Genomic DNA, 21,142 nt, shown 5'->3' on the forward strand with positions numbered 1-21,142 from the left:
GATCGGCGCACAAGACGCTGCGCGTCGCATGCCAGCCCGGCCAAGACGCATCCGCCCTGCCGCATCCCGGCGCGCTCGGTCCGCCCGACGCGACGTGCGGCAAATGACAGTGACGGTCGGCAGTGAGGGAATTGAGTGAGCGAGAAGCCCGCGGCGCCTAACGCGCTGCCCCAAGAGACGGCCCCGAAGACGCAGGTCCGACAGGTCCGGGACGCACTCCTGCGGGAATTCGACGGGCTGATCGACGTCGAGGATCTTGCCAACAAGTCAGCCGTCGATCGCGAGCAGGCATTCCTGTCGAGGGCACTGGCCGCGCTGACGGTCCGCGACCTGACCGGCTGCGACTCGGTAGCCGCCGCCGAGGCGGTGATCGACGGCCGGGACGACATTGGCATCGACGCGGTGGCCATCGACAAGAACGCGTCGCATCTCTGGTTGGTCCAGTCGAAGTGGAGTGACAGCGGCAAGGGGAAGTTCGCCGTTGCCGACGCGCTCAAGTTCATTGAGGGGCTTCGCCTTATCGATGCGCGGAAGTTCGACCGCTTCAACGTCCGGTTCCAGAACCTCGCGGACCAGGTCGCCGCCGTGCTCAGCAACCGAGGGTCGAGGATCACCCTGGTGCCGACCGTGATGCGGACCGAGCCACTCGCGGACGATGTCGTGCAGCGGCTCTCCGACGCGCAGGACGAGTTCAACCAGTTCGGCAACATGCTCGACCAGCGCACCTACCTGGCCCGTGACATCTGGGGGGTGGTCTACAACGACTTCGCCGAACCGCCGATCCCGCTGACCGCCCGGATGCACGACTGGATCAGGGTCACCGAGCCCTACGAGGCATTCCAGGGGATCGTCTCGGTCGCCGACATCGCTGAGTGGTACGACACTCACGAGGACCGCCTCTTCGACCGCAACATTCGCAAGCCGCTGGGCATCACGCAGGTCAACCAGGGCCTGATCGACACGCTGACCGCCGATCCGCACAACTTCTGGTTCTTCAACAACGGCATCACCGTGCTCTGCGAGACGGTGGATCCCGAGTACTTCCAGCGTGCGGCAAAGCGGGCGCCGGTCACGCTCAAGCTGGACGGGGCCAGCGTGGTGAACGGTGCGCAGACCGTCCACGCCATCCACCGGGCGTTCCGCAAGGATCCCGAGGCGATCACCGACGGCTATGTGACCGTCCGGGTCATCTCGCTCAAGAACTGCCCGTCGGGCTTCGCCGACGCGGTGACCACGGCCACGAACACGCAGAACCGGGTGGAGCGACGAGACTTCGTCGCGCTCGATGCCGTGCAGCGGCGCATCAAACAGGACTTCCTTCTCTCGCTCCAGAAGACCTACGCGGTGAAGCGCGGTGAGGAGCCCGCAGCCGAAAGCGGCTGCTCGGTGGAGGTCGCAGCCGTCGCGCTCGCCTGCGCGCACCGGAACTCCGATCTCGCGGTCCGCGCCAAACTCGGCGCGGAACTGCTGTGGGAGGAAGGCTCCCAGGGCGCCTACCACCTGCTTTTCAACGCCCAGGATCAACCTTCCGCCTACCAGATCTGGCGCAGCGTCCTCGTTCTGCGGGAGGTCGACGCCACGCTCTACCGCACGGCGAAGAACCGGCAGGCGCGGGCCGAGGCGATCGTGGAGCGCGGGAACCGGCTGATTGCACACATCGTCTTTCAACACCTGGACCTCGACGGCATCGACGAGCCCGACACCGACTGGGACGCGGTCCTCGCCCAGGTGCCAGAATTGGTCCAGCGTGCCACCGACCTGCTTGTTCACCACGTCGACGCCGAGTTCAAGAAGCAGCTCGTGTCCAGCACGCTCTCCGAGCCCGAGCCCTGTCGCATCCTCGCCGGGCTGGTGCTGCGGGATCTGCGAAGCGGTGCCCCGGTTCCCGACTTGCCGCAGGAGTACCGACCGGTGCGGAACGTCCCGAGGCAGCGCCGGCGCAACGCCGTCCCCACCCTGGTCGACGCCAACCGGCTTGCCGAGGGCACGCCACTGACCTTCCGGGCTATCGGCCAGCCCGAGCGGGAGGCGATGGCCGCCTGGCTCGCCGCAGATCCGGCTCGGTCTACCGCAACGTGGGTCAACCAACGGGTGCGACCACTGCTTTGGGCGGCCGACGGGAAGCGTTACTCCCCCTCCGGGCTGGTGCAGAAGATGTGGCAGTTGGCGGAGTGGAGCAAGGCGCCCGTCGCGGCCCAGGGGCCTGCCCGGTGGTGCGACGCGGAGGGGAAGTCCCTTTGGAGGCTGGCACAGGACACCCGAAACGACGACGACCTCAGCGAGGACGCATGAGCGCCATCCATCATGAGGCCACGTTCGGCGACGCGATCGTCGCTTCTCTCCTCGCCGGCGGATGGGAGCTCGGCAACGCCGCCGATTACCGAGCCGATCTCGGCTTGGACACTGGGCAACTCTTCAACTTCATCGGCGCCACCCAGGCGGCAGAGTGGGAGGACCTGGTCATCTCATACGGCGGCGACCGGGACGCCGCGCAAGGCGGTTTCGTCAAGCGCCTCGACCAGGCGATCGCCACCGACGGACTGCTCGACGTGCTCCGCAAGGGCGTGAAAGACCGCGGGGTACGGATCCGGGTCGCCTACTTCAAGCCGTCGTTCGTGGAATCGGAAGAGATCCTCGCCGACTACCGGCACAACCGCCTCACCGTCGTCCGGGAGCTGGCCTACGCCACCAAACAGTCCGACCGGGGCAACCGGCTGGACCTCACGCTGTTCCTCAACGGCATCCCGGTGGCCACGGCGGAGCTGAAGAACCCGCTGACCGGTTCGGGCGTCGAGCACGCCAAGGAGCAGTACCGGACCGAGCGCGACCCTACCGAGCTGATCTTCTCGCGTCGGGTGATCGCCAATTTCGCCGTTGACCCGGACCTGGTCTTCGTCTCCACGCAACTGCGCGGCAAGCCGACCCGGTTCCTGCCGTTCAACACCGGTTCGGAGGGCCCGGGTCGACCGGGCGGCGAGGGCAACCCGCCGGCCACGGAGTACGGGAAGTACGCCACCTCCTACCTGTGGGAGGAGATCTGGCAGCGGGACAACTGGCTCGACCTGCTGGAGCGCTTCGTCCACCTGCACAAGGAGAAGAGTGCGGACGGGCGGACCCGAAAGTCCTTGATCTTCCCCCGCTACCACCAGTGGCATGCGGTGAAGAAGCTGACGGCGCACGCGGCGCGGCACGGGGCCGGTCACAACTACCTGATCATGGCCTCGGCGGGGTCGGGCAAGTCGAACACCATCGCCTGGCTCAGCCACCGCCTGTCGTCCCTGCACGCGAACGGTGACGTGGCCAAGCTGGACCCGGACGCGGTGCAGGCCGGCCTACAGCCGGGCTCGCCCGTCTTCGACAAGGTCATCATCATCACCGACCGGCGGAACCTCGACGCCCAGCTCCGCGCGACCGTCGGCAGCTTTGAGCAGACCGCCGGCCTGGTGGTGAAGATCGACGAGAATCACGGGTCGAAGTCCGAGCAGCTCGCCAGGGCACTCTCCCGCGAGACGGGCAAGATCGTTACCGTCACGCTGCACACCTTCCCGGCGCTCGAGGAGTACCTCAAGCAGAACCCGACCGAGATCCAGGGCCGGCGGTTCGCGATCGTCATCGACGAGGCGCACTCGTCCCAGTCCGGTGATGCTGCCGCCTCGGTCCGCGCGGTGCTGCGCGACCTGGGCCTGGACGCCGACTCCGACGACCCGGGTGCGACCAGCGCGCCGGCCGCACCGGACGTCGAGGCTCAGCTCAAGGCCAACGCGCGCAAGCGGCAGCGGGCCGCGAACCTCTCCTACTTCGCGTTCACCGCCACCCCGAAGCACAAGACCCTCGAAGGTTTCGGCACGCTCGGCGAGGACGGGAAGTACCACCCGTTCCACACCTACTCGATGCGGCAGGCCATCGAGGAGAAGTTCATCCTTGATCCGCTGCGCAACTACGTCACCTACAACACCTACTGGAAGCTCGTCAACGGCAACCCCGACGAGCGGAAGGTCGACCCGGCCAAGGCGAACCCGCTGCTGGCCCGTTACGCGCTGACCCACGATTCAACCGTCGCCCAGCACGCGCAGGTGATCGTCGAGCACTTCCGGACCCACACTGCTGGGAGGCTGGGCGGGCGGGCGAAGGCGATGGTGGTCACCGCGGGTAGGCCGCAGGCCGTACAGATGGCCCGGTCGATCAAGAAGTACATCGGCGACCTCGGCTATCCCGACCCGGGGGTCCTGGTGGCGTTCTCCGGCACCCTCAACTACGACGGGGAGGAGATCACCGAGGCGAAGGAGAACGGCGGGCTGCCCGAGAGCGCCCTGCCGAAGGCGTTCGCCTACACGCGCGCCGACGACAAGGCCGCCCAGGCCGGCGGAGCCGGGCAGCCCGAGTACCGGATCCTGGTGGTCGCGGAGAAGTACCAGACCGGCTTCGACCAGCCGCTGCTCACCACGATGTACGTCAACAAGACACTGACCGGCATCGCCGCTGTGCAGACTCTGTCTCGGCTCAACCGAACCGCCGAACGCAAGAGCCAGTCCGACCTGGCGGTGCTGGACTTCGTCAACGACGCCGAGGACATCAAAGAGTCCTTCCGCCCGTACTTCGAGGAAGCCGCCACCCTGCCTTCGGACCCCAACCTGCTCTACACCGCGCAGAGCAGGGTGATGTCCGCGCCGGTCCTCGTCGACGACGAGATGCAGGCGTTCGCGGCGGCTTACCTGGCCGCTCAGCGGCAGGCCGCCGGCAACACGGCGAAGTGGGAGAAGCTCCACGCCGAGCTGTACCGGCATCTCGATCCTGCAGTGACCCGCTTCGCCGACCTGCTCAACGGCGACGACGAGGACGACCAGGAGACGGCCGAGACCTTCCGGGCCGACCTGAACGACTACGTCCGCAAGTACAGCTTCCTCTCCGGAATCGTCACCTACATCGACGCCGAACTGGAGCGTCTCTACCTCTACGGGCGGCACCTGCTCAACCGGCTGCCCCGCGGTGAGGACGGTGGCGTCGACGTCGGCGAGATCGACCTCAGCCATCTGCGGGTGGAGAAGACGGGTGAGCACGACGTCAGTTTGATTCCCGAGGGGCCGGCGGACATGAAGGGCTTCGGCGACGGATCCGGCGGCGCCAAGGAGTCGGAGAAGTCTCTGCTGTCGGAGCTGATCGACCGGTTCAACCAGAAGTACGGCACGGAGTTCACCGAGCAAGACGTCATCAAGCCCTTCAACGAAGCGCTCGCCGACCCGAAGGTGCGACTGGCCGCCGTCGCCAACGACGAGGAGAACTTCGGCCACGTCTTCGACCCGGTCTTCGAGGACAAGATGATGGACCACTTCGACACCACCGCCGACCTGGGGCACAAGTACTTCGACCCGCAGCAGAACTTCCGCAGCTCGCTGAACCGCAGCGCCCGCAGCGCCGCTTGGCGGCTGATCCGGCGGCAGGAGGGAGTCGTCGACGACGAGGCTGCCTGACCGCCGGCGTCGCCACGGCGCCGGCGCGACGCGCCGTGGCGGCAGCCCTGGACGGTGATCCGGACAACAGCAACACTGACCTTCTGGCCGGGGCAATCGGGGCGAGACGGAGGCAGCGGTGCGGGCAGAGCCGATCGCCGGTCGGTACGAGCGGGTCGAGGAGATCGGCTCCGGTGGCATGGGGCAGGTCTGGCGCGGCTACGACAGCGTCCTCGACCGCGAGATCGCCATCAAGCTCATCCGCCCCGACGCCGTACACACGCCGGAGCAGGCGGAAGAGCTGGCCAAACGGTTCCGCCGCGAGGCCCGCGTCACCGCACGCATCCAGCACCACGGCGTGCCTCAGGTGTACGACGCGGTCCTCGACCGCTCCTACGACCGGCTCTACCTGGTGATGGAGTTTGTCCGCGGCACGGCCCTGCGGGCCTTCATCGACCCGCAGCAGCCGCTACCGATGGCCTGGGCCGCCGCGATCGCCGCGCAGATCTGCACCGTGCTTTCCCACGCCCACGCCATCCCCGTCGTGCACCGTGACCTCAAGCCCGACAACGTCCTGGTCACCGCGGACGGTGCGGTCAAGCTTCTCGATTTCGGCATCGCCGCCATCCTGCGCACCGACGTCACCCGGCTCACGGCGACGGGCAGCCCTATCGGCACCCACCACTACATGCCTCCAGAGCAGATCCAGGGCGCGCAGATCACGCCGCAAAGCGACCTGTACGCCCTCGGCTGCGTCCTGCATGAACTCCTCGCCGGGCAGCGGGTGTTCGCCGGCCGCAGCGACTTCGAGCTGTGGAGCCAGCACGTCAGCGAACCGCCACCACCCCTGCGTACGCTCCGCCCCGACGTGCCCGCAGCGATCGAGGAGCTGATCCTCGAACTGCTGGCCAAAGCCCCTGAGGACCGGCCCGCCGAGGCCTACGACGTCTACGAGCGGCTGCTGCCGTTCCTGCCCCTACCCGGATCGCCCTCGCCCGCCTCCGATCCCGCACGCAGCACAATGCCCGACCCGACGCTGGTGTACCGCCGACCCAACTCGCCACGTCGCCGGCCCGAGCCCGCGCCCGTGGTCCCCACCCCACGGAGCGAGACGTCGGCCGTTGATCCAGCGGCGATCCTGCGCACCGGGGTTCGAGACGCGATCAAGGCGGCCATCGCGCAATCCGACGATCTGCTCGACGACGAACGCTTCGCCCAGGCGGCCGAGGTACTCGAGCAGGTGATCGGGCCCGCCAGCGCCGCGCTCGGCGCCGAAAGCCCCCGCGTGCTGGGGCTGCGTTCACGTCGCGCCGCCATCCTCATCATCGGCGGGGACTTCCGGCGCGCGCTACCGGAGTTCGACGCCCTCGCCGCCGCGTACGCCCGTACCGCCGGCCCCACCAGCGAGGACGCGTTGGAGTGCCTCCGGCAGGCAGCCCACTGTCGGGCCGAACTCGGTCAAGCCACCACTGCCCTGCGCCAGTTCCGGCAGGTGCTGACCCACGTACGCGCCGCCTCCGGCGACGCCTCGCCCACCGCTCTCGACCTACGCCGCAACATCGGCATGCTGTTGCTCTCCGAAGGTAAGGCCGCGGAGGCCGTCGATGAGCTGCAGCCGCTGTACGACGACCTCTGTGTCGTGTACGGCCCGCAGCACGAGGAGACCCGGGAAGTCGCCGACGTGCTTGCCCGGCTCCGATTCGCCGCCGGCCGATAGTCCGTCCAAGGCATCCGCTCGCCGCGGTCATTGCGTGCCATCGCCTGCCTGACTCCAGGGTTGCCGCCGTCGTTGATGATCTCTACGCTGATCCAGCGTCACGAGTGGTCAGCGTCAAGCCTCCCGGCTTGCTGACCCGGCAACCGCGCGGCCCGCGCACGGTGCCCCCGGGAGAAGACCAGGCCGACCGCAAGCTGCGGTCCGGCAAGAGCGGGTGCCTCGGGGCACCGGAAGGTGAGTTCGCTGTGCCGTTCGAAGAGCCGGACCTGGCCGCTTTCGCGGTCTGCTTGACCTGCGGGGACCTCCAGGGTGGAATCCCGCGCGAGCAGCGGTGCCGCTGTCAGCCGCGTACGCCAGACTGGGAGCAGCAGTGGCAGGGGCAGGACATCGCCAGTGACCTCGACCTGTGTGTGTTGTGCGTCCGGGACATCGTGACCACTCGCACCCGGTGGTCGTGGCTGGGCTGCGGCACCTGCCGGAGGGTGTCGCAGGTCGTCGGCGAATGGTACGGCCACCGCGCCGCGCTGCCGCTGGGACGGCACTCGATCATGAACGGCGACATAGTCGAGCTACCGGCGACGACGGCCACCGAGGTCGCTGGCTCGCTGATAGCCGCAACGCAACGTTGGAACGCACTGCGCGAGTGGCAGCAGGGGGAGTTCGACCGGCTCGCCGAGCCACTGCGCGCAGCCGGCCCGAGCGTGCCCCTGGTCGAGTGGCAGCGGCGGTGGCCGCCATCGCTCGGGGCAAGCGTCGATGCGTTCGACCGCTATGGCGTCGTGCCCGTACCCGCCGATCTCAGCACCCTGCGGCAAGCACAGGTCCGGTTCCGCTCCTCGGCGCGTTGACCCCTAACCCTGCCCGATGGGCCCGCTCGCCCTGTTGGGCCGATCAGTACAGCGCCCGCCATACAGCGCCGGAGCTTTCACTGCGGACTCCTGCCAACCGCTCCCGCAGCACTTCGGCGAACGCTGGGCTGTCTCCGGCTCGGCGCAGCGGCCCGGTCAGCTGTACCAGGTCCCGCATGTGAAGGAGCGTGGCGAAGCCGTCCCAGCGCGCCAGGTCATAGCCGTACACCTCAGCGAACGCATCAGCCCAATCCTGCCCGCGCCCGTAGCGGATGGCTGCGTGCCACGATGGGATCAGGTCAATTTCCCGCGGACCGTAGGACACCCAGTCCCAGTCGCCGAGAACAACAGCGTCTGGACCGGCAGCGGTGTCCCACAGCAGGTTTCCCGCCCAGGCGTCACCGTGGATGACTCCGTACCCCAGCGGCGAGTCCAGGGCCCGCACCTGGCTACCGACATCCTCAAGGTGATCAAGGAGCCAGGCACGCTCCTCGGCCGACAGGTTGTGAGCGGCGCCGGGCTCACGAAGCGCCCCATGAAGCGAAGCCAGCGGTTCCCAACGCTCCAGGCTGAAAGGCACCTCGTCGACGTCATGGAGCTGGCGTACGACGCGGGCCAGATGCGCCGAAGTGAACTGCCGCCCCGATGACGGCTGCGGGTAGTGCACCCAGAAGCTCACCGTCGTAGCAGCGTCAACAACCGGCATCACCCCCGGCAGCGGCACCGTGGCTGACACCTGAGCCTGCTCCACCAGCCACCGCGTAACTGCCTGGGACCGATACACACGATCGGGTGCGCCCATCGTCAGTCGAGCGACAGCGCGCTCCGCAGGCAGCAGGTAGACGGCGTTGCTGTAGTGATGAATGAGTTCCGCCCCGACCGGTGACAGCCCTACCTCTGCGCACGCCGTTTCCAGGACGCGGCGAAGCTCCGGCGTGTCCCTGGGCATTTTGACGGGGTTGGGGGGCTGGGACGCCATCTATGATGACTCCAGTTCCCTGTGGCGCAGACTCACGCCGCCGCTCCGAGGATCGGCTCGAGCGAAGCTTCCAACTCTCGTACTGGCGGCTGACCGGCGAACGGCTTTAGCCGCCGTCGCACCCCGTTGACAGCCTCCACCCCACGCCTCGTGGAGAGAATCCGCACTAGCGGCACGGTCTGTCTGAGCACGGCGCAGGCTGCCTCTACATCGGCCTTCGAACCGTGGCACTGCTCCAGGTCGTTTGCTGGCAGGTACGAGCTGGCCAGCGCCGCGGACACCAGCACCTGGCGCCGCTCCATGCCGTCTGACGCTGTCAACACGGTCGATGCGAAGCGCTGGACCTCAACGACTCGACCCAGGTCCGCAGCGGCGTAGGCGAACTCGGCGTGAAGCTGTTCCAGCGTGAAGAACCCGATCCAGAACGGCTCGTCCTCCGGCCGAACCCTGGCGAGGGCATCTTCTGCACGGGCCATGGCATCACCGCACCGCCGACCGTCGCCGGCGAGCGCGTGGGCCCGGGCTTCCAGTGCGCAGCACCGCGCCAGCGTGGAGTAGGAGCCTGAGGCTCGTGCGCTCCGCTGGCCAGCACGGGCCAATGAGCATGCCTCGCTGCTGTTGCCGAGGTAGTGAGCCTGCATCGCCATGTCGGAGAGAATGTGAGCACCGAGGGCATGGTCGCCGGCAGCCTGGGCCAACCGCAGCGCCTGAATGTAGTACCGCTGCGCAAGTCCCTGCTGCCCGCGGCCGGAGTCGAAGGCCATGAAGCCCCCGAGGTCGCACAACCTGGCTACCGCTGCCATCAGTAACCGGCCGATGCGGTCGGGATAGGTGCCGTCGAGTAGCGGCAACACGATCTCGTTGACGTAGTGCACCAGCGTCGATCGGGCGTAGCCGCCGCCGAGACGATGATCAGTATCGGCGAACGTCCGCGACATGGACCAAATGACCTCGACCTCGGCCTCGCCGACGCGGCGACCGCCGGCGTGGCTGGTGTCCTCGTCGAGCCAGTCGAGCAGCCACTCCCGGGTGGGCGTGGCGAATCCGCTGGCAGTCCAGGCCGAGCCCAGCAGCAGCGACCGCCGCTCCATGTCCGCCCTCCACAGCGTCGCGACCGTCTTCACGGTAGCGCGCGCTGTAGTGCCCCACGCCAATCCGAGATCGACGGGAACGTCCTCTGGTAGCCCGAGCTCCCGCAACCCGATCGGGCGGCGTAGCCCGTCGGTGAACAGCTCCGCGAGGACGCGCGGCACCGGTTCCGTCGGCATCATCCCGCTCAGCCAGTTGGCGACGGAAGTCGCCGTGTAGGAGCGCGTATCCCGAGCGCCGCACACCGCGCGTTGACCCGCTTCGCGAGGCCGGCGTTGCTCCAGGTCGTCTCGGCCAGCAACGCACCGAGTGCGTCGTTCGGCTGCCGCTTCATAAACGAGACCCCCTGGCACAAATCCCGTGCCGCAGCGTAACAGGGGTCACACGCCGGGTCGACGTACGTGGGAACGTGTGACGCCCATGAGACCTGCCGCTTTGCTGCCCGGCTCACGAAGCTGAAGTCACGGCGCGGGCCGATGCCAGCGGGCACTCGAAGGCCACTCGGGGTGCAAAGCCTCGGGTATACCCGCTTCTCTGGTCCGACGCCGGGCCAAGGCAAGGAGCGAAGCCAAGGAGGCAGGTCCGGATGACCATGAGCGGCACGTCGCGGAGTTCGTCGTGGACACGTTGATCGAACGCGACCAGGCGCACACGATCGCCTCGGCCGGCTCCGAACTCGTGAGGGTGATTCCTCGCCTGCGTACCGCCATCGGGGCTGCGTGGGCGGGTGACCGGCGGGACGCTCCCAACCGCCGCCTCGCGGTGGTGGACCCGCTGGCCCGCCGGCGGGTCCACCACATAGCTGTGAGACGCGAGCGGGGCGGCAGCTGGCCTGGCTGGTCCGCGCCCTGTCCAGCTCCATCAGCGACGGGCCGGCCGTGACGCTCTACGTCTCACGCAACGCCGCCATCCCGCGGCGCACCGGTGCCGGACAGCCGGCCTCTGCCCATCAGGTGCGGGCGATAGGCCGAGCCGAGATCCCCCGGACCGAACCACCTCTGCTCACGCACGCGTGGCGGCGAATCTTTGCCGAAGCAATGACTGACGTAGCGCCCGGGCCACCGGAACCTCGATCTCCGCCTCAACCGGCGGTAGCGGCGACCGTTCGAGAGGTACGGCCGCCGAGTGTCACAGCGGGTCAGGGTGACCCGCGGAACCCGAGGAGGAACAGATGACGAACGGAACGCTGCAGCTCGACGCGACCGGCAGCGACGACGAGTTCGACCTCGACGTCAGCCTGCTGGAGGTCGCGGACCTCGCCGGTCTGGTGAACCTGACCGACGACGGCTGCGGCAGCACCTGCACCGCCTGCACCACCAACGTCGCCTGATAAACGCGCTCTGCAAGACCGGCCGGCGCCGGCACGACCGCCGGTGCCGGCCGGGCGCCCCTGTCTCGTCGAGGTGATCACGTGAGCCGTCCCGTGGACTCCCCCGCCTACCGGGCAATGGGTACGGCGCTTGTCCGCGCCGTGACCCATCCAGCTATCGCGCTGCCTCCGTGGCCCGACCTGACCGAACCCCGCCCGGATTTGGTGCCGTCCTGGGTCGATTGGCTGCGGCAGGTGTGGGCCGTCGACGTTGTGGCTGAGGCGGTGACGCTCTCGAGCCCGGTGCTCGCGGGGCAGGTCGCCAAGGTGTGCACGGGGGATTCCTCATCGGTACGCGAGACGCGGCGTACGGTCCACGCGGTCGCCCGGTATGCCCAGCGCCTGCTCGGTCGACCCACACCGTTCGGGTTGCTCGCCGGCGTGGCGCCGGCCGTGTTCGGCTCGCGAGCACCGACCCGGTGGGGTACCGCGCATCAGGCCATCGCCCGCGCAGGCGCTGGCTGGCTCAGCGACGTGATCGCCCATCTCGAACGCTGTCCGGAGCTGCTGGCCCGCCTTCCGGTGGTCGCCAACAGCACGTTGACGGTTCGCGACGATCGGCTGGTCGTCCCCTACCAGCCGCATCCCGGGCTCGACGGGAAGCTGGGCGCGGTGGAGGTGTCCCTGCGCCACTCGGCGCCGGTACGCGCCACCGTCGAGGCAGCCCGCAGCCCGATCCGGGTGGAGGTTCTCGCCGCCCAGCTTCGCGGGACGTTTCCGCAGGCGTCGGCCACAGCCGTCATGGCGATGCTCACCCAGTTGATCGCGCACGGCGCTCTCATCACCGGCCTGCATGCGCCCAGTACCGAACCGGACGCACTCCGGCACCTGCTGTCCCAGTTGGACGAGGCCAGCGCTGAAACGACTCCAGCCGTCGCTCGCGTCGTCAGCGGACTGCGGGAGGTCCATGCCGGGCTCCGGCGGCACAACACGGCGAAGCCGAGCGACGCCCCAACGGCGCGGCGGCTGGTCGCCTCGCGGATGCGGAGTTTGGGGCTGTCCGAGCAGGAGCCGCTTGCGGTGGATCTCCGGCTGGACGCCTCGGTGACGCTCCCCGATCAGGTAGCGACAGAGGTCGAGCGGGCTGCGCTGGTGCTGACCCGGTTGAGCCCGTACCCGTACGGGACCGCCGCGTGGCGGGCGTATCACCAGCGTTTCTACGAACGCTACGGCATCGGCTCGCTGGTGCCCGTGCGAGAGGTGGTTGACCCGGACAGCGGCATCGGCCTGCCAGACGGCTACCCGGGCAGCCCTGCCCCAGAGCCTCGCTCACCGATCTCGACGCGGGACGAGTTACTGCTGCAGGTAGCGCAGCGAGCGGCACTGGACGGCGCGATGGAGGTTGTCCTCGACGAGGCGCTGGTCGCGCAGTTGGAACTGGGTCCACAACGGCTGCGTCTGCCTCCACACCTGGAGGCAGCCGTACGTGTGCAGGCAGCCGACGAGAGGGACCTCGCTCGTGGCAGGTTCACGCTCGAGGTCACGTCCGTGTCCCGGACCGCCGGCGGACTCACCGGCCGGTTCCTCAGCGTGCTTCGACCGACCGATGCCGGACGGCTGGCCGCCGGCCTGGCCGACCTGCCCGCCGGCGACCGGGACACGATGCCGGCCCAGGTGTCGTTTCCGCCGCTGGACCCGGCGACCGCGCACGTAGCGCGCTCCGTTCAGGTCCTGCCGACGGTGATCAGCCTGGCCGAACACCGCTGGCCGAGCCCATCGGTCCTCGCTGTCGACGACCTCGCGGTGGGCTGCGACGGCCGACGCATGTATCTCGCGGTGCCCGACCGAGGTCACCGGATCGAGGCGGTCGGCATGCATGCGCTGAACCTGCGCACCCACACGCCGCCGCTGGCCCGGTTCCTCATCGAACTCGGGCGCGCCCAGTGCGCACAGGTCACGGCCTTCGACTGGAGCGCTGCCGCCCGGGCGAGGCTGCCCTTCCTGCCGCGGGTGCGGTACGGGCGGGCGATCCTGGCTCCCGCGACCTGGCGGCTGGAGGCCGGCGAGCTGCCCGACCGCCACCAGCCCTGGTACGCCTGGGACGACGCCTTCGACCAGTGGCGGGCGCGCCGGCGGCTGCCACGCCTGGTGTACCTGGTCGAGGCCGACCGGCGGCTGCCGCTGGATCTCGACGAGTCGGCCCACCGCGTGCTGCTACGTACCCATCTGCTCACGGCGCCACGAGCGGTCCTCGTGGAGGCGCCCACTCCGGAGGCTCTCGGGTGGTGTGGCGGCCGCCCGCACGAGGTCATCGTTGCGCTGCGCGCCACCGAACCGCCACCGTGGCCGCCGCTGCCCGCGCCGACTGCCGCGCGGGTCATCGGCCGCGACCAGGGGCAGAGTCCGGCCGCCTCGCGGATCCTGCTCGCGAAGTTGTACGGGGACATCCGCCGCCAGGACCTTCTGCTGGCCGAGCACCTGCCTCGGTTGCTCGCCGAGTGGGATTCGCCGCCCGACTGGTGGTTTCTCCGGTTCCGCGACCCGGATCAGCACCTACGGCTGCGCATCGCTCTGCCCGACGCATCGGCGTTCGGGCCGGCGGCGCAGCGGGTCAGCGCGTGGGCCGACGACCTGCGCCGGCGCGGCCTCCTGCGGGAGGTGCAGTACGCCACTTCTTACCCGGAGACCGGCCGGTGGGGATCCGGCCCTGCCATGCAGGCCGCCGAGGCGGTGTTCATCGCCGACTCCCACGCCGTACTGACGCAGCTGCGCCAACCGGTACGCCCCAGCCGGCAGGCGCTGGTCGCCGCGCAGATCGCGGCCATCGCCATCGCCTACACCGGCAGCGTCGAGGCCGGCATGCGCTGGCTGATCGACCACGTACCTCCGGCAGCGCCACAGCCGGTCGCCCGGCCGCTGTTCCGCGAAGCCGTCCGCCTCGCCCACCCCGGCGGCGACTGGGCAGCGCTTCGCGCGGTACCCGGCGGCACCGCCATCGTCGACGCCTGGAAGAACCGAGACATCACCCTCGCCGTCTACCGGACCCACCTACCCGGCCCGCACACCGACGGCACCGACGTCAACGACGTCCTCGGCTCGCTGATGCACGCCCACTACATCCGGGCGGTCGGCATCGACTTCGACGACGAGGACCAGTGCCGCTACCTCGCCCGGGCCGCCGCGCTCGCCTACTTCGCCCGGAGCCGGTCATGAGCCTTGCGTACGAAAGCCACCAGCTGGCCGTCGCGGTGGCCGACCTGCTCGCTCACCCCGACGCCCCCGGACTCCCCGCCCACCAACCGTGGTGGCGGCAATCGCTCGCCCTCGGCGTACCCGGCATCGCGCTGCTGCACGTGGAGCTGGCAGCGGCGGGGCTAAGACCCTGGCAACGCGCCCAGCACTGGCTCACCGCCGCTACCAGCCAGCCGGTAACGGCGGGCGCCGACAGCCACCCCTTCCACGGCGCACCCGCCCTGGCCCACGTCCTCGCCTGCGCCGCCACCCACCGACCCGGCCTGTACGCCCGCGCACTCGAGGACCTCGACCAGGCGATCGCTGCCGACAGCCGGCGCCGAGTAGACGCAGCCCACGCTCGCATCGACGCCGGCGAGTTACCGGCCCTCGCCGAGTTCGACGCGATCCGAGGGCTCACCGGGATCGGCGCGTACCTGCTCCAACGCGCGCCGGACGGGCCGGAACTGCGTGCCGTGCTCCAGTACCTGGTCCGGCTGACCCAACCCCTGCACCGCGACGGCGAGGTGTTACAAGGCTGGTGGACTGGGAGCGGGCCCTCTGGACACATCGACGGCCGCTTCCCCGGCGGTCACGCCAACAGCGGAATGGCGCACGGCATCGTCGGACCCATGGCACTACTGGCACTCGCCGCTCTGCGCGGTGTCGTTGTCGACGGCCAGCTCGCCGCCACCTCGACCATCTGCTCCTGGCTCGACCGGTGGCGCAGCGACACCGAAGCCGGTCCCGTCTGGCCGTACTGGATCACCAGAGCTCAGCTGCGGGCGGACCGCGCGCAGGTCCACCGCGCCCAGCGCCCGTCCTGGTGCTACGGCACTGCGGGCCTGGTCCGCGCCCAGCAACTCGCCGCCCTGGCGCTGAACGATCCGGCCCGTCGCACCGCAGTCGAGCACGCACTCGTACGCGCGCTGGCCAACCCGCACCAGCTCACCGCGACCACCGACCCGTCCCTCTGCCACGGCCATGCCGGCCTGGCACACATCGCGCACCGCGTCGCCGCCGACGCCCTGCCCGCCACCGCGCAACGCCTCGGCGCCCTTGTCCCCCGCCTTCTCAACCGGATCGATCCGTTCGCCGCCGGGGCGCGGCGGACGGCCGTCGCGCTGGTCGCCGACGCGGCAGGACCGGGACTGCTCGAAGGCGCCGCCGGCGTCGCCCTGGCCGCACTGAGCTGCAGCACCGCAGCGGCGTCGAACAGCTCCTGGGACTCCTGCCTGCTCACCACCCGCCCCTGACAACGAGGACGTCGAGCCCGATGCCAACACCCGCCTGGCGCCAGTACACCGTCGAGTTCCCCAACCCAACCGCAGCCGAGGAGATCGCCACGTCCGTCCTGGCGCCCGCACTGGCCGCAGCGCAGGACGACGGCGCCCTGCACGGGTGGTGGTACGTCCGGAAGTACCCCACCTGGCGATGGCGGTACGTCGCCGACGACCCGACGTCACACCCGATCGAGGACGTGCTGGAGCGGCTCGCCGTCGACGACCGCATCGTCAACTGGACCCGAGGCGTCTACGAGCCGGAGACGTTGGCCTTCGGCGGTACAGCCGCCATGCACGTCGCCCACGAACTGTTCCACCAGGACAGCCGCCACCAACTGCTCCGACCAGCCACCGCGCCGCCCGCGCTGGGCAATCGTGAACTCGCCGTCCTGCTCTGCAGCGTCCTGATGCGCAGCGCCGGCCTCGACTGGTACGAGCAAGGCGACGTCTGGGCGAAGGTCGCCGAGCTACGCCCCTCCCCCACCCCAGACGTTGAGCAGACCGATGCCCTGACCCGGGCGATGAACCGGCTCATGACCGTCGACGCCCGCAGCCTCACTGGCTCGGGTGGCCCGCTCGTGGGGCACCACTCCTGGCTCGACGCGTTCGAGAAGGCCGGCCAAGCCCTCGCCGACCTGGCGCGGCACGGCCGCCTCCGACGAGGGCTCCGCGCGGTCATCGCCCACCACGTCATCTTCCACGCCAACCGAATGGGCCTGTCCGTACGGGACCAGTCCATCCTCGCCGCACTCGCGGTACGAAACGTCTTCCACACCACCAGCAGAAGGAGCATCGTGTCGACCCCAGAACCCACGCCCGCGACCACTAGCGTCGAGCAGGTGACCACCCTTGGTGAACCCGCCGCACTGCGAACCGAGCTCACCGACCGGCTGCTCGCCGAGAACGTCATCCGCACACCCGCCGTCGAGGAAGCGATGCGCCAGACCCCGCGGCACCTGTTCCTGCCCGGAGTGCCACTGCAGCAGGCGTACGTCGACGGTCCCGTCTACACCAAGACCGACGGCCGCGGCACCTCCATCAGCGCCGCCTCGCAACCCCGAATCGTGGCCATGATGCTCGAACAGCTCAACGCCCAGCCAGGCCACCGAGTCATGGAAGCCGGCGCCGGTACCGGCTACAACGCCGCCCTCCTGGCAGCCATCGTCGGCGACGCCGGGCACGTCGTCACGATCGACGTCGACGACGACCTCGTCGCCGGCGCCCGCGACCACCTCGCCGCCGCAGCCGTCACCAACGTCGAGGTCGTCCATGGCGACGGCGCGCTCGGCCACCCCAACGGCGCACCCTACGACCGGATCATCGCCACCGTCGGTGCCTGGGAAACACCCACCGCGTGGCTGGATCAGCTCGCCCCCGGCGGTCGCCTCGTCGTACCGCTCCGCCTCCGCGGCGCCGCATCCCGCTCGATCATCTTCGAACGTCACGACGGCGGATGGCGCGACGTCGGCAGCGAGCTGGCGGTGTTCATGCCGCTGCGCGGCATCGGCGACGACGCACGCCGCCTCGTCGCCCTCACCGCGGAGCAGGACGTGACCCTGCAGGTACACAAGGACCAGGACGTCGACGCAGCGGCACTGGTCGGCGTGCTGGACACCGAGCGCCACGAGATCTGGACCGAGGTTCTCTTCCCGCCGATGGTGCCGTACGAGTGGATGGACCTTTGGCTCGCCTGCCGCCTCGACAACGCCATCATGCGAATGAACGCCCAACCCGCGACCATCGAACGAGGCACCGTAACCCCGATGTTCCCGTGGGGCGCGATGGCCACCACCCGCGGCGCGGACCTCGCCTACCTCACCATCCGACCCGCGCCGCCGGCCGCGGACGGCAGCAGGCTGTACGAAGTCGGCGTCGTCGGTCACGGACCCGGCGGCAAGGACCTCGCCCAGCACGTCAGCAAGGAAATCCGCACCTGGAACGCCGACTACCGCTCCCGCGTCGTCCGCTTCGACATCCCCGGCGCCCCGGTCGAAGCGGACCCCTCGGTCGGACGCTTCGTCCTCCCCCGCCCGCACCACCCCATCACCGTCACCTGGCAGTGACGATGGACCCCAACAACCCGATCCTCCGGCGGTTCCCGCTCGTCGCCCGGCCACGGCCCATCGCCAAGGCCCTGACCGCCCGGGTCGACGACCTGTGCGCGCTGGCGGAACGCGCCGAGCGGGCGAACGACCTCGCTGCCGCCTCTGCCGTCTACAACCAGGCTGCACTGATTGCCTCCGACTGCGGCCAGCCAGACCTGGCCCGGCAGCGGTGCCACGAGCACGCCGAGGCTTATCTTCCCACTCTTCCTTGGGGCGCACAGGCCGCGCGGCATGCCCTCGAGCCTCTGGTCAACCTTGCCCGCCTGCATATCCGAGACGGCGACGGCGATGCCGCGCTTCAACTCCTCACGGACCTCTTCCACGCGGTCTCGACATGGACCGACACCTCGGTCGACGGCTATCCACTGCCAGCGAGCAGGCTCACGTGGAGCGACGACGATCATCGCGAAGTACGGCGATGGTTGTGGGGCGTGCTCATCGCCGATGGTGCTCGCGCGTTGACCAGCGCCGGCCGGTGGCAGGAGGCCTACGAGCATCTGAAGCGGCACAACGGCATCGGTCAGCGCATGCTCGACGGCCGCCAGGTGGCCGTCATAGCGCACGCCACCACCGGTGAGATCGAACGCGCACGCACCATCGTGTCCGAGACTGCGTGCGGCGAACTGTGGGAGCAGGCGATAACCGCCTGCCTCGGCTACCTATGTGCCCAGGCCACGCCTGCCCGACCGAGCGACCACCTCGGCGTGATGCTGGAGAGCTACCTGCGGTTGACGCCAACGCAGAGCTTTGCGCTCTTCCACACCCGCCTCGGGCTATCGATCATCGAAGCGACCGACAGAGTAGATCACCCGGATGTACGGAGTCTCGCCGCTGGCTTAACCAACCAGGCCCTCACCTTCGAGGACGCCTACGTTGCACGCGAGTTGCTGAGGTACGGCGATGTCGTCGACGCCCTACACATCACGAAGCTTGTCAAGATCCTTGAGGCGGCCGGTTTCGCGTCGACCAGCTTCTCGCTCGGCTCGGACCAGCGCCTCCTACGGGCCCTCGCCATGAGCAGAGACATGATTGGGTCCGAGGCTGCTCGGGCGAATACCCCTCCTCAGGGGCAGCGGCATTAGGGCGAGAGCGCGCTACACCAGTTCACGGGCAACCTGGGTACCCAGCCACAGGGCCGCGGCGGCGTGAGGAACGGTGTTGAGCGGAGTCAACCGCTGCCCGCCGGTCAGCTCGAACCGATCGTCGAGTTCAACACGGATCGAGTCGAGCCTCTTGCCGTGGATGTTGTCTCGGTCGTCCTCGAACTCCCAGTTCAGGTTAAATCCGTGGCGGCGACATCTGAGCTCCGCTCCGCTCACCAGCTCATCGAACCAGCCTGGCTGACGGACCAGGACGAGCACGTACACCTCCGGGCGAAGGGTGAGCAATGGCACCGAGATGCCGGTGTATCTAATCTCGACCGCCGCTCTTTCGCCCCTGGGTCCGGGCTGAGTAGCGTTGAGTAGGTGCTGGATCGGCCAGACGCCGTCGAGCGCATCGCGGAGGTCCCGGCGGTCGTAGGCCAGGTCGTCGTACCCGAACAACTCCTCGGCGAACTCGCGAAGGAAGGCCCGTTTCACCGAGTACTCCGCGCGCTCACTGCCGTACCGGGAGCTGGTCGGCGCAAGGATTCCGGAGGGGAAGACGTGCTGGAAACCCGGATGCGTTTTGACATCCCCAGATCTTCGGCTCAACAGCGCACTGTACCCCTGCCTTTCCTTCACAATTACTACTGCCGCCACCGACAAGGCGGCTGCCCGGTGGGCGCCATTGAAGAGCTCATCACCGCCAGCCATCCCTCGTAGCCAGGCGCGTCGGGGAAAGTCGCTCAACGACCACACAGCATTCGGGCGGCTACTGACGACGTTGATGAACTCTCGCTCGAGCATCTCGGACGTCGCCACCGACTGGAAGTAGGTCCCGTAGCGAGCATCAATGCGGAACCTGCCGTGCCCGTAGCGCTCGATCTTGTCGAGCGCAAACGTCTCCGCGTTGAACCGTCGAACTTCGTCGCGCCGCCAGTAGGTGCGTCGGAACTCTCCCCTGCCGCGGCGGTCGAAACCACGACCTTCCGCGTCATACCGACGCCTGTCAGGGCGTACGTGGTCGGTGATGTCTCCAATCGCCGAGTCGAGGTCGCCCCAGACGTCGGGTGCCGCAACCTCAGCCCAGATGGGAAAGGTAATGCCACCCAACGACACCAACGGGGCGTCGGGGTACATGCTCCGCAGCGTGCCTTCCCAGCCCGCTGCGTCGAAGACTCTTTTCACGCGGTGGTCTGATATCGAGTACCGCCTGCTCTCCAACTCGCCGACCGTCCGCAGTGGCCACCATCCAGGTTGGTGTGGCGCTGAACGCACCTTCCCCGCTTCATGCGGCGCAGCACAGGTACATTCACCGGGCCGGCCGACCACCGATTCTTCGGCGGTCGCTGTTGGAGCAGCGGCCGACCCGTCGCGGCGAGAACGCGCCTCAATCGTCGCAACCACCACAAGCAGCAACAGGAAGGCCCCGACCACCGCAGTCAGCCCGTGCTGGCCCGGCAGGTCGACGCGGTTGGTGAGCAGATTGCCGGCCAGCGCGAGCGACGCGTATGCAAGTACGGCGACCACTGCCCAGGCCACTCCGCGCTTGCGCCTGTCTCCCCGATCCATCTCAACCCCTGCCATCACGACCCGAGAGCACCGGCAAGTGCCACAGCCATCCGCACGCCGCGCCTGGAAGCACCAGCCGACAACTGCAGAGCAGCGCCTGCCCAGCGACATTAGGGACTCTGAGCCCAGATGACCTCCCCCGGCCGGGCAGCGTCGGGTCGGTCAGGTAAACCAGGTTGGCCGACCCCTTCCGGCGCAGCAGACGGGTCACCGGAAGAAGAGCCCTGATCAGCGACTCGCCGAGATCTAAGCCATTAGTTCAGACAGCGCCAGCAGCCCGAGTGGCACAGCACACTGAAGCAGGTCGAGACAGAAACTTGCCTAGAACCACCGCGACGGCCGCACGTTCCCGGCCGGAGCCGGCGCGGCCGTCGGGGGGTCTTAATACTCCAACGTCATTTGGCCTGTCTGCGCTGGTAGTGGGATCGGCGGGCGCGGGCTTGGGATGTTCGTCGCCAGATCGACCAGTGCAGGATGTGC

Annotated in this window: 13 protein-coding genes and 1 riboswitch; of the genes, 10 read left to right on the plus strand and 3 right to left on the minus strand. The window is 68.9% G+C overall.

Translation table 11 applies throughout. The features are described from left to right. The first annotated feature begins 135 nt into the window (after positions 1-135). The 4 genes from AB0873_RS18420 (at position 136) to AB0873_RS18435 (ending at position 8,012) form a co-directional block, all read left to right on the plus strand. Positions 136-2,292, plus strand: a complete 2,157-nt coding sequence (locus AB0873_RS18420) for an AIPR family protein (RefSeq protein ID WP_366600918.1) — start codon at positions 136-138, stop codon at positions 2,290-2,292. Next, positions 2,289-5,468, plus strand: coding sequence for a DEAD/DEAH box helicase family protein (locus tag AB0873_RS18425; protein ID WP_366600919.1), 3,180 nt, complete (start codon positions 2,289-2,291; stop codon positions 5,466-5,468). Before AB0873_RS18420 ends, AB0873_RS18425 begins: the two co-directional genes overlap by 4 nt. A gap of 118 nt (positions 5,469-5,586) precedes the next feature. Then, positions 5,587-7,164 carry a serine/threonine-protein kinase gene (locus AB0873_RS18430; RefSeq protein ID WP_366600920.1) on the plus strand — a complete coding sequence of 526 codons (1,578 nt, stop codon included), beginning with the start codon at positions 5,587-5,589 and terminating at the stop codon, positions 7,162-7,164. Between the two features lie 96 nt (positions 7,165-7,260). Then, positions 7,261-7,381: riboswitch (SAM riboswitch) on the plus strand. Between the two features lie 28 nt (positions 7,382-7,409). After that, the gene (locus AB0873_RS18435) at positions 7,410-8,012 is read left to right on the plus strand and encodes a hypothetical protein (RefSeq protein ID WP_366600921.1); all 603 of its coding nucleotides are present in this window, start codon (positions 7,410-7,412) and stop codon (positions 8,010-8,012) included. Positions 8,013-8,055: 43 nt separating this feature from the next. On the opposite strand, the gene AB0873_RS18440 is transcribed toward AB0873_RS18435, so the two are convergent. After that, entirely contained in the window at positions 8,056-8,991 is a 936-nt protein-coding gene (locus AB0873_RS18440; protein WP_366600922.1) for an aminoglycoside phosphotransferase family protein, read from the minus strand. Positions 8,992-9,023: 32 nt separating this feature from the next. Further along, a complete protein-coding gene (locus tag AB0873_RS18445) occupies positions 9,024-10,262 on the minus strand; it encodes a hypothetical protein (RefSeq protein WP_366600923.1) in 1,239 nt (412 codons plus the stop codon). Between the two features lie 696 nt (positions 10,263-10,958). On the opposite strand from AB0873_RS18445, the gene amcA reads away from it, so the two are divergent. The 6 genes from amcA (at position 10,959) to AB0873_RS18475 (ending at position 19,090) form a co-directional block, all read left to right on the plus strand. Continuing rightward, positions 10,959-11,255, plus strand: a complete 297-nt coding sequence (gene amcA, locus AB0873_RS18450; protein WP_366600924.1) for a multiple cyclophane-containing RiPP AmcA — start codon at positions 10,959-10,961, stop codon at positions 11,253-11,255. Next, positions 11,252-11,410: an FxLD family lanthipeptide gene (locus AB0873_RS18455; RefSeq protein WP_366600925.1), complete on the plus strand. Its 159-nt coding sequence runs from the start codon at positions 11,252-11,254 to the stop codon at positions 11,408-11,410. The genes amcA and AB0873_RS18455 overlap by 4 nt, the downstream gene beginning before the upstream one ends. A gap of 81 nt (positions 11,411-11,491) precedes the next feature. Then, positions 11,492-14,602, plus strand: a complete 3,111-nt coding sequence (locus AB0873_RS18460) for a lantibiotic dehydratase (RefSeq protein ID WP_366600926.1) — start codon at positions 11,492-11,494, stop codon at positions 14,600-14,602. Then, the gene (locus tag AB0873_RS18465) at positions 14,599-15,876 is read left to right on the plus strand and encodes a lanthionine synthetase C family protein (protein ID WP_366600927.1); all 1,278 of its coding nucleotides are present in this window, start codon (positions 14,599-14,601) and stop codon (positions 15,874-15,876) included. The genes AB0873_RS18460 and AB0873_RS18465 overlap by 4 nt, the downstream gene beginning before the upstream one ends. Before the next feature lie 20 nt (positions 15,877-15,896). Further along, the gene (gene fxlM / locus AB0873_RS18470) at positions 15,897-17,966 is read left to right on the plus strand and encodes a methyltransferase, FxLD system (RefSeq protein ID WP_366600928.1); all 2,070 of its coding nucleotides are present in this window, start codon (positions 15,897-15,899) and stop codon (positions 17,964-17,966) included. Between the two features lie 2 nt (positions 17,967-17,968). Next, complete coding sequence (locus AB0873_RS18475; RefSeq protein WP_366600929.1) at positions 17,969-19,090, plus strand: hypothetical protein; 1,122 nt, start codon at positions 17,969-17,971, stop codon at positions 19,088-19,090. A gap of 12 nt (positions 19,091-19,102) precedes the next feature. On the opposite strand, the gene AB0873_RS18480 is transcribed toward AB0873_RS18475, so the two are convergent. Continuing rightward, complete coding sequence (locus tag AB0873_RS18480; protein WP_366600930.1) at positions 19,103-20,662, minus strand: hypothetical protein; 1,560 nt, start codon at positions 20,660-20,662, stop codon at positions 19,103-19,105. Positions 20,663-21,142 lie beyond the last annotated feature (480 nt).

This window comes from Micromonospora sp. NPDC047707, from assembly GCF_040704235.1.
In the GTDB taxonomy this organism is placed as follows: domain Bacteria; phylum Actinomycetota; class Actinomycetes; order Mycobacteriales; family Micromonosporaceae; genus Micromonospora.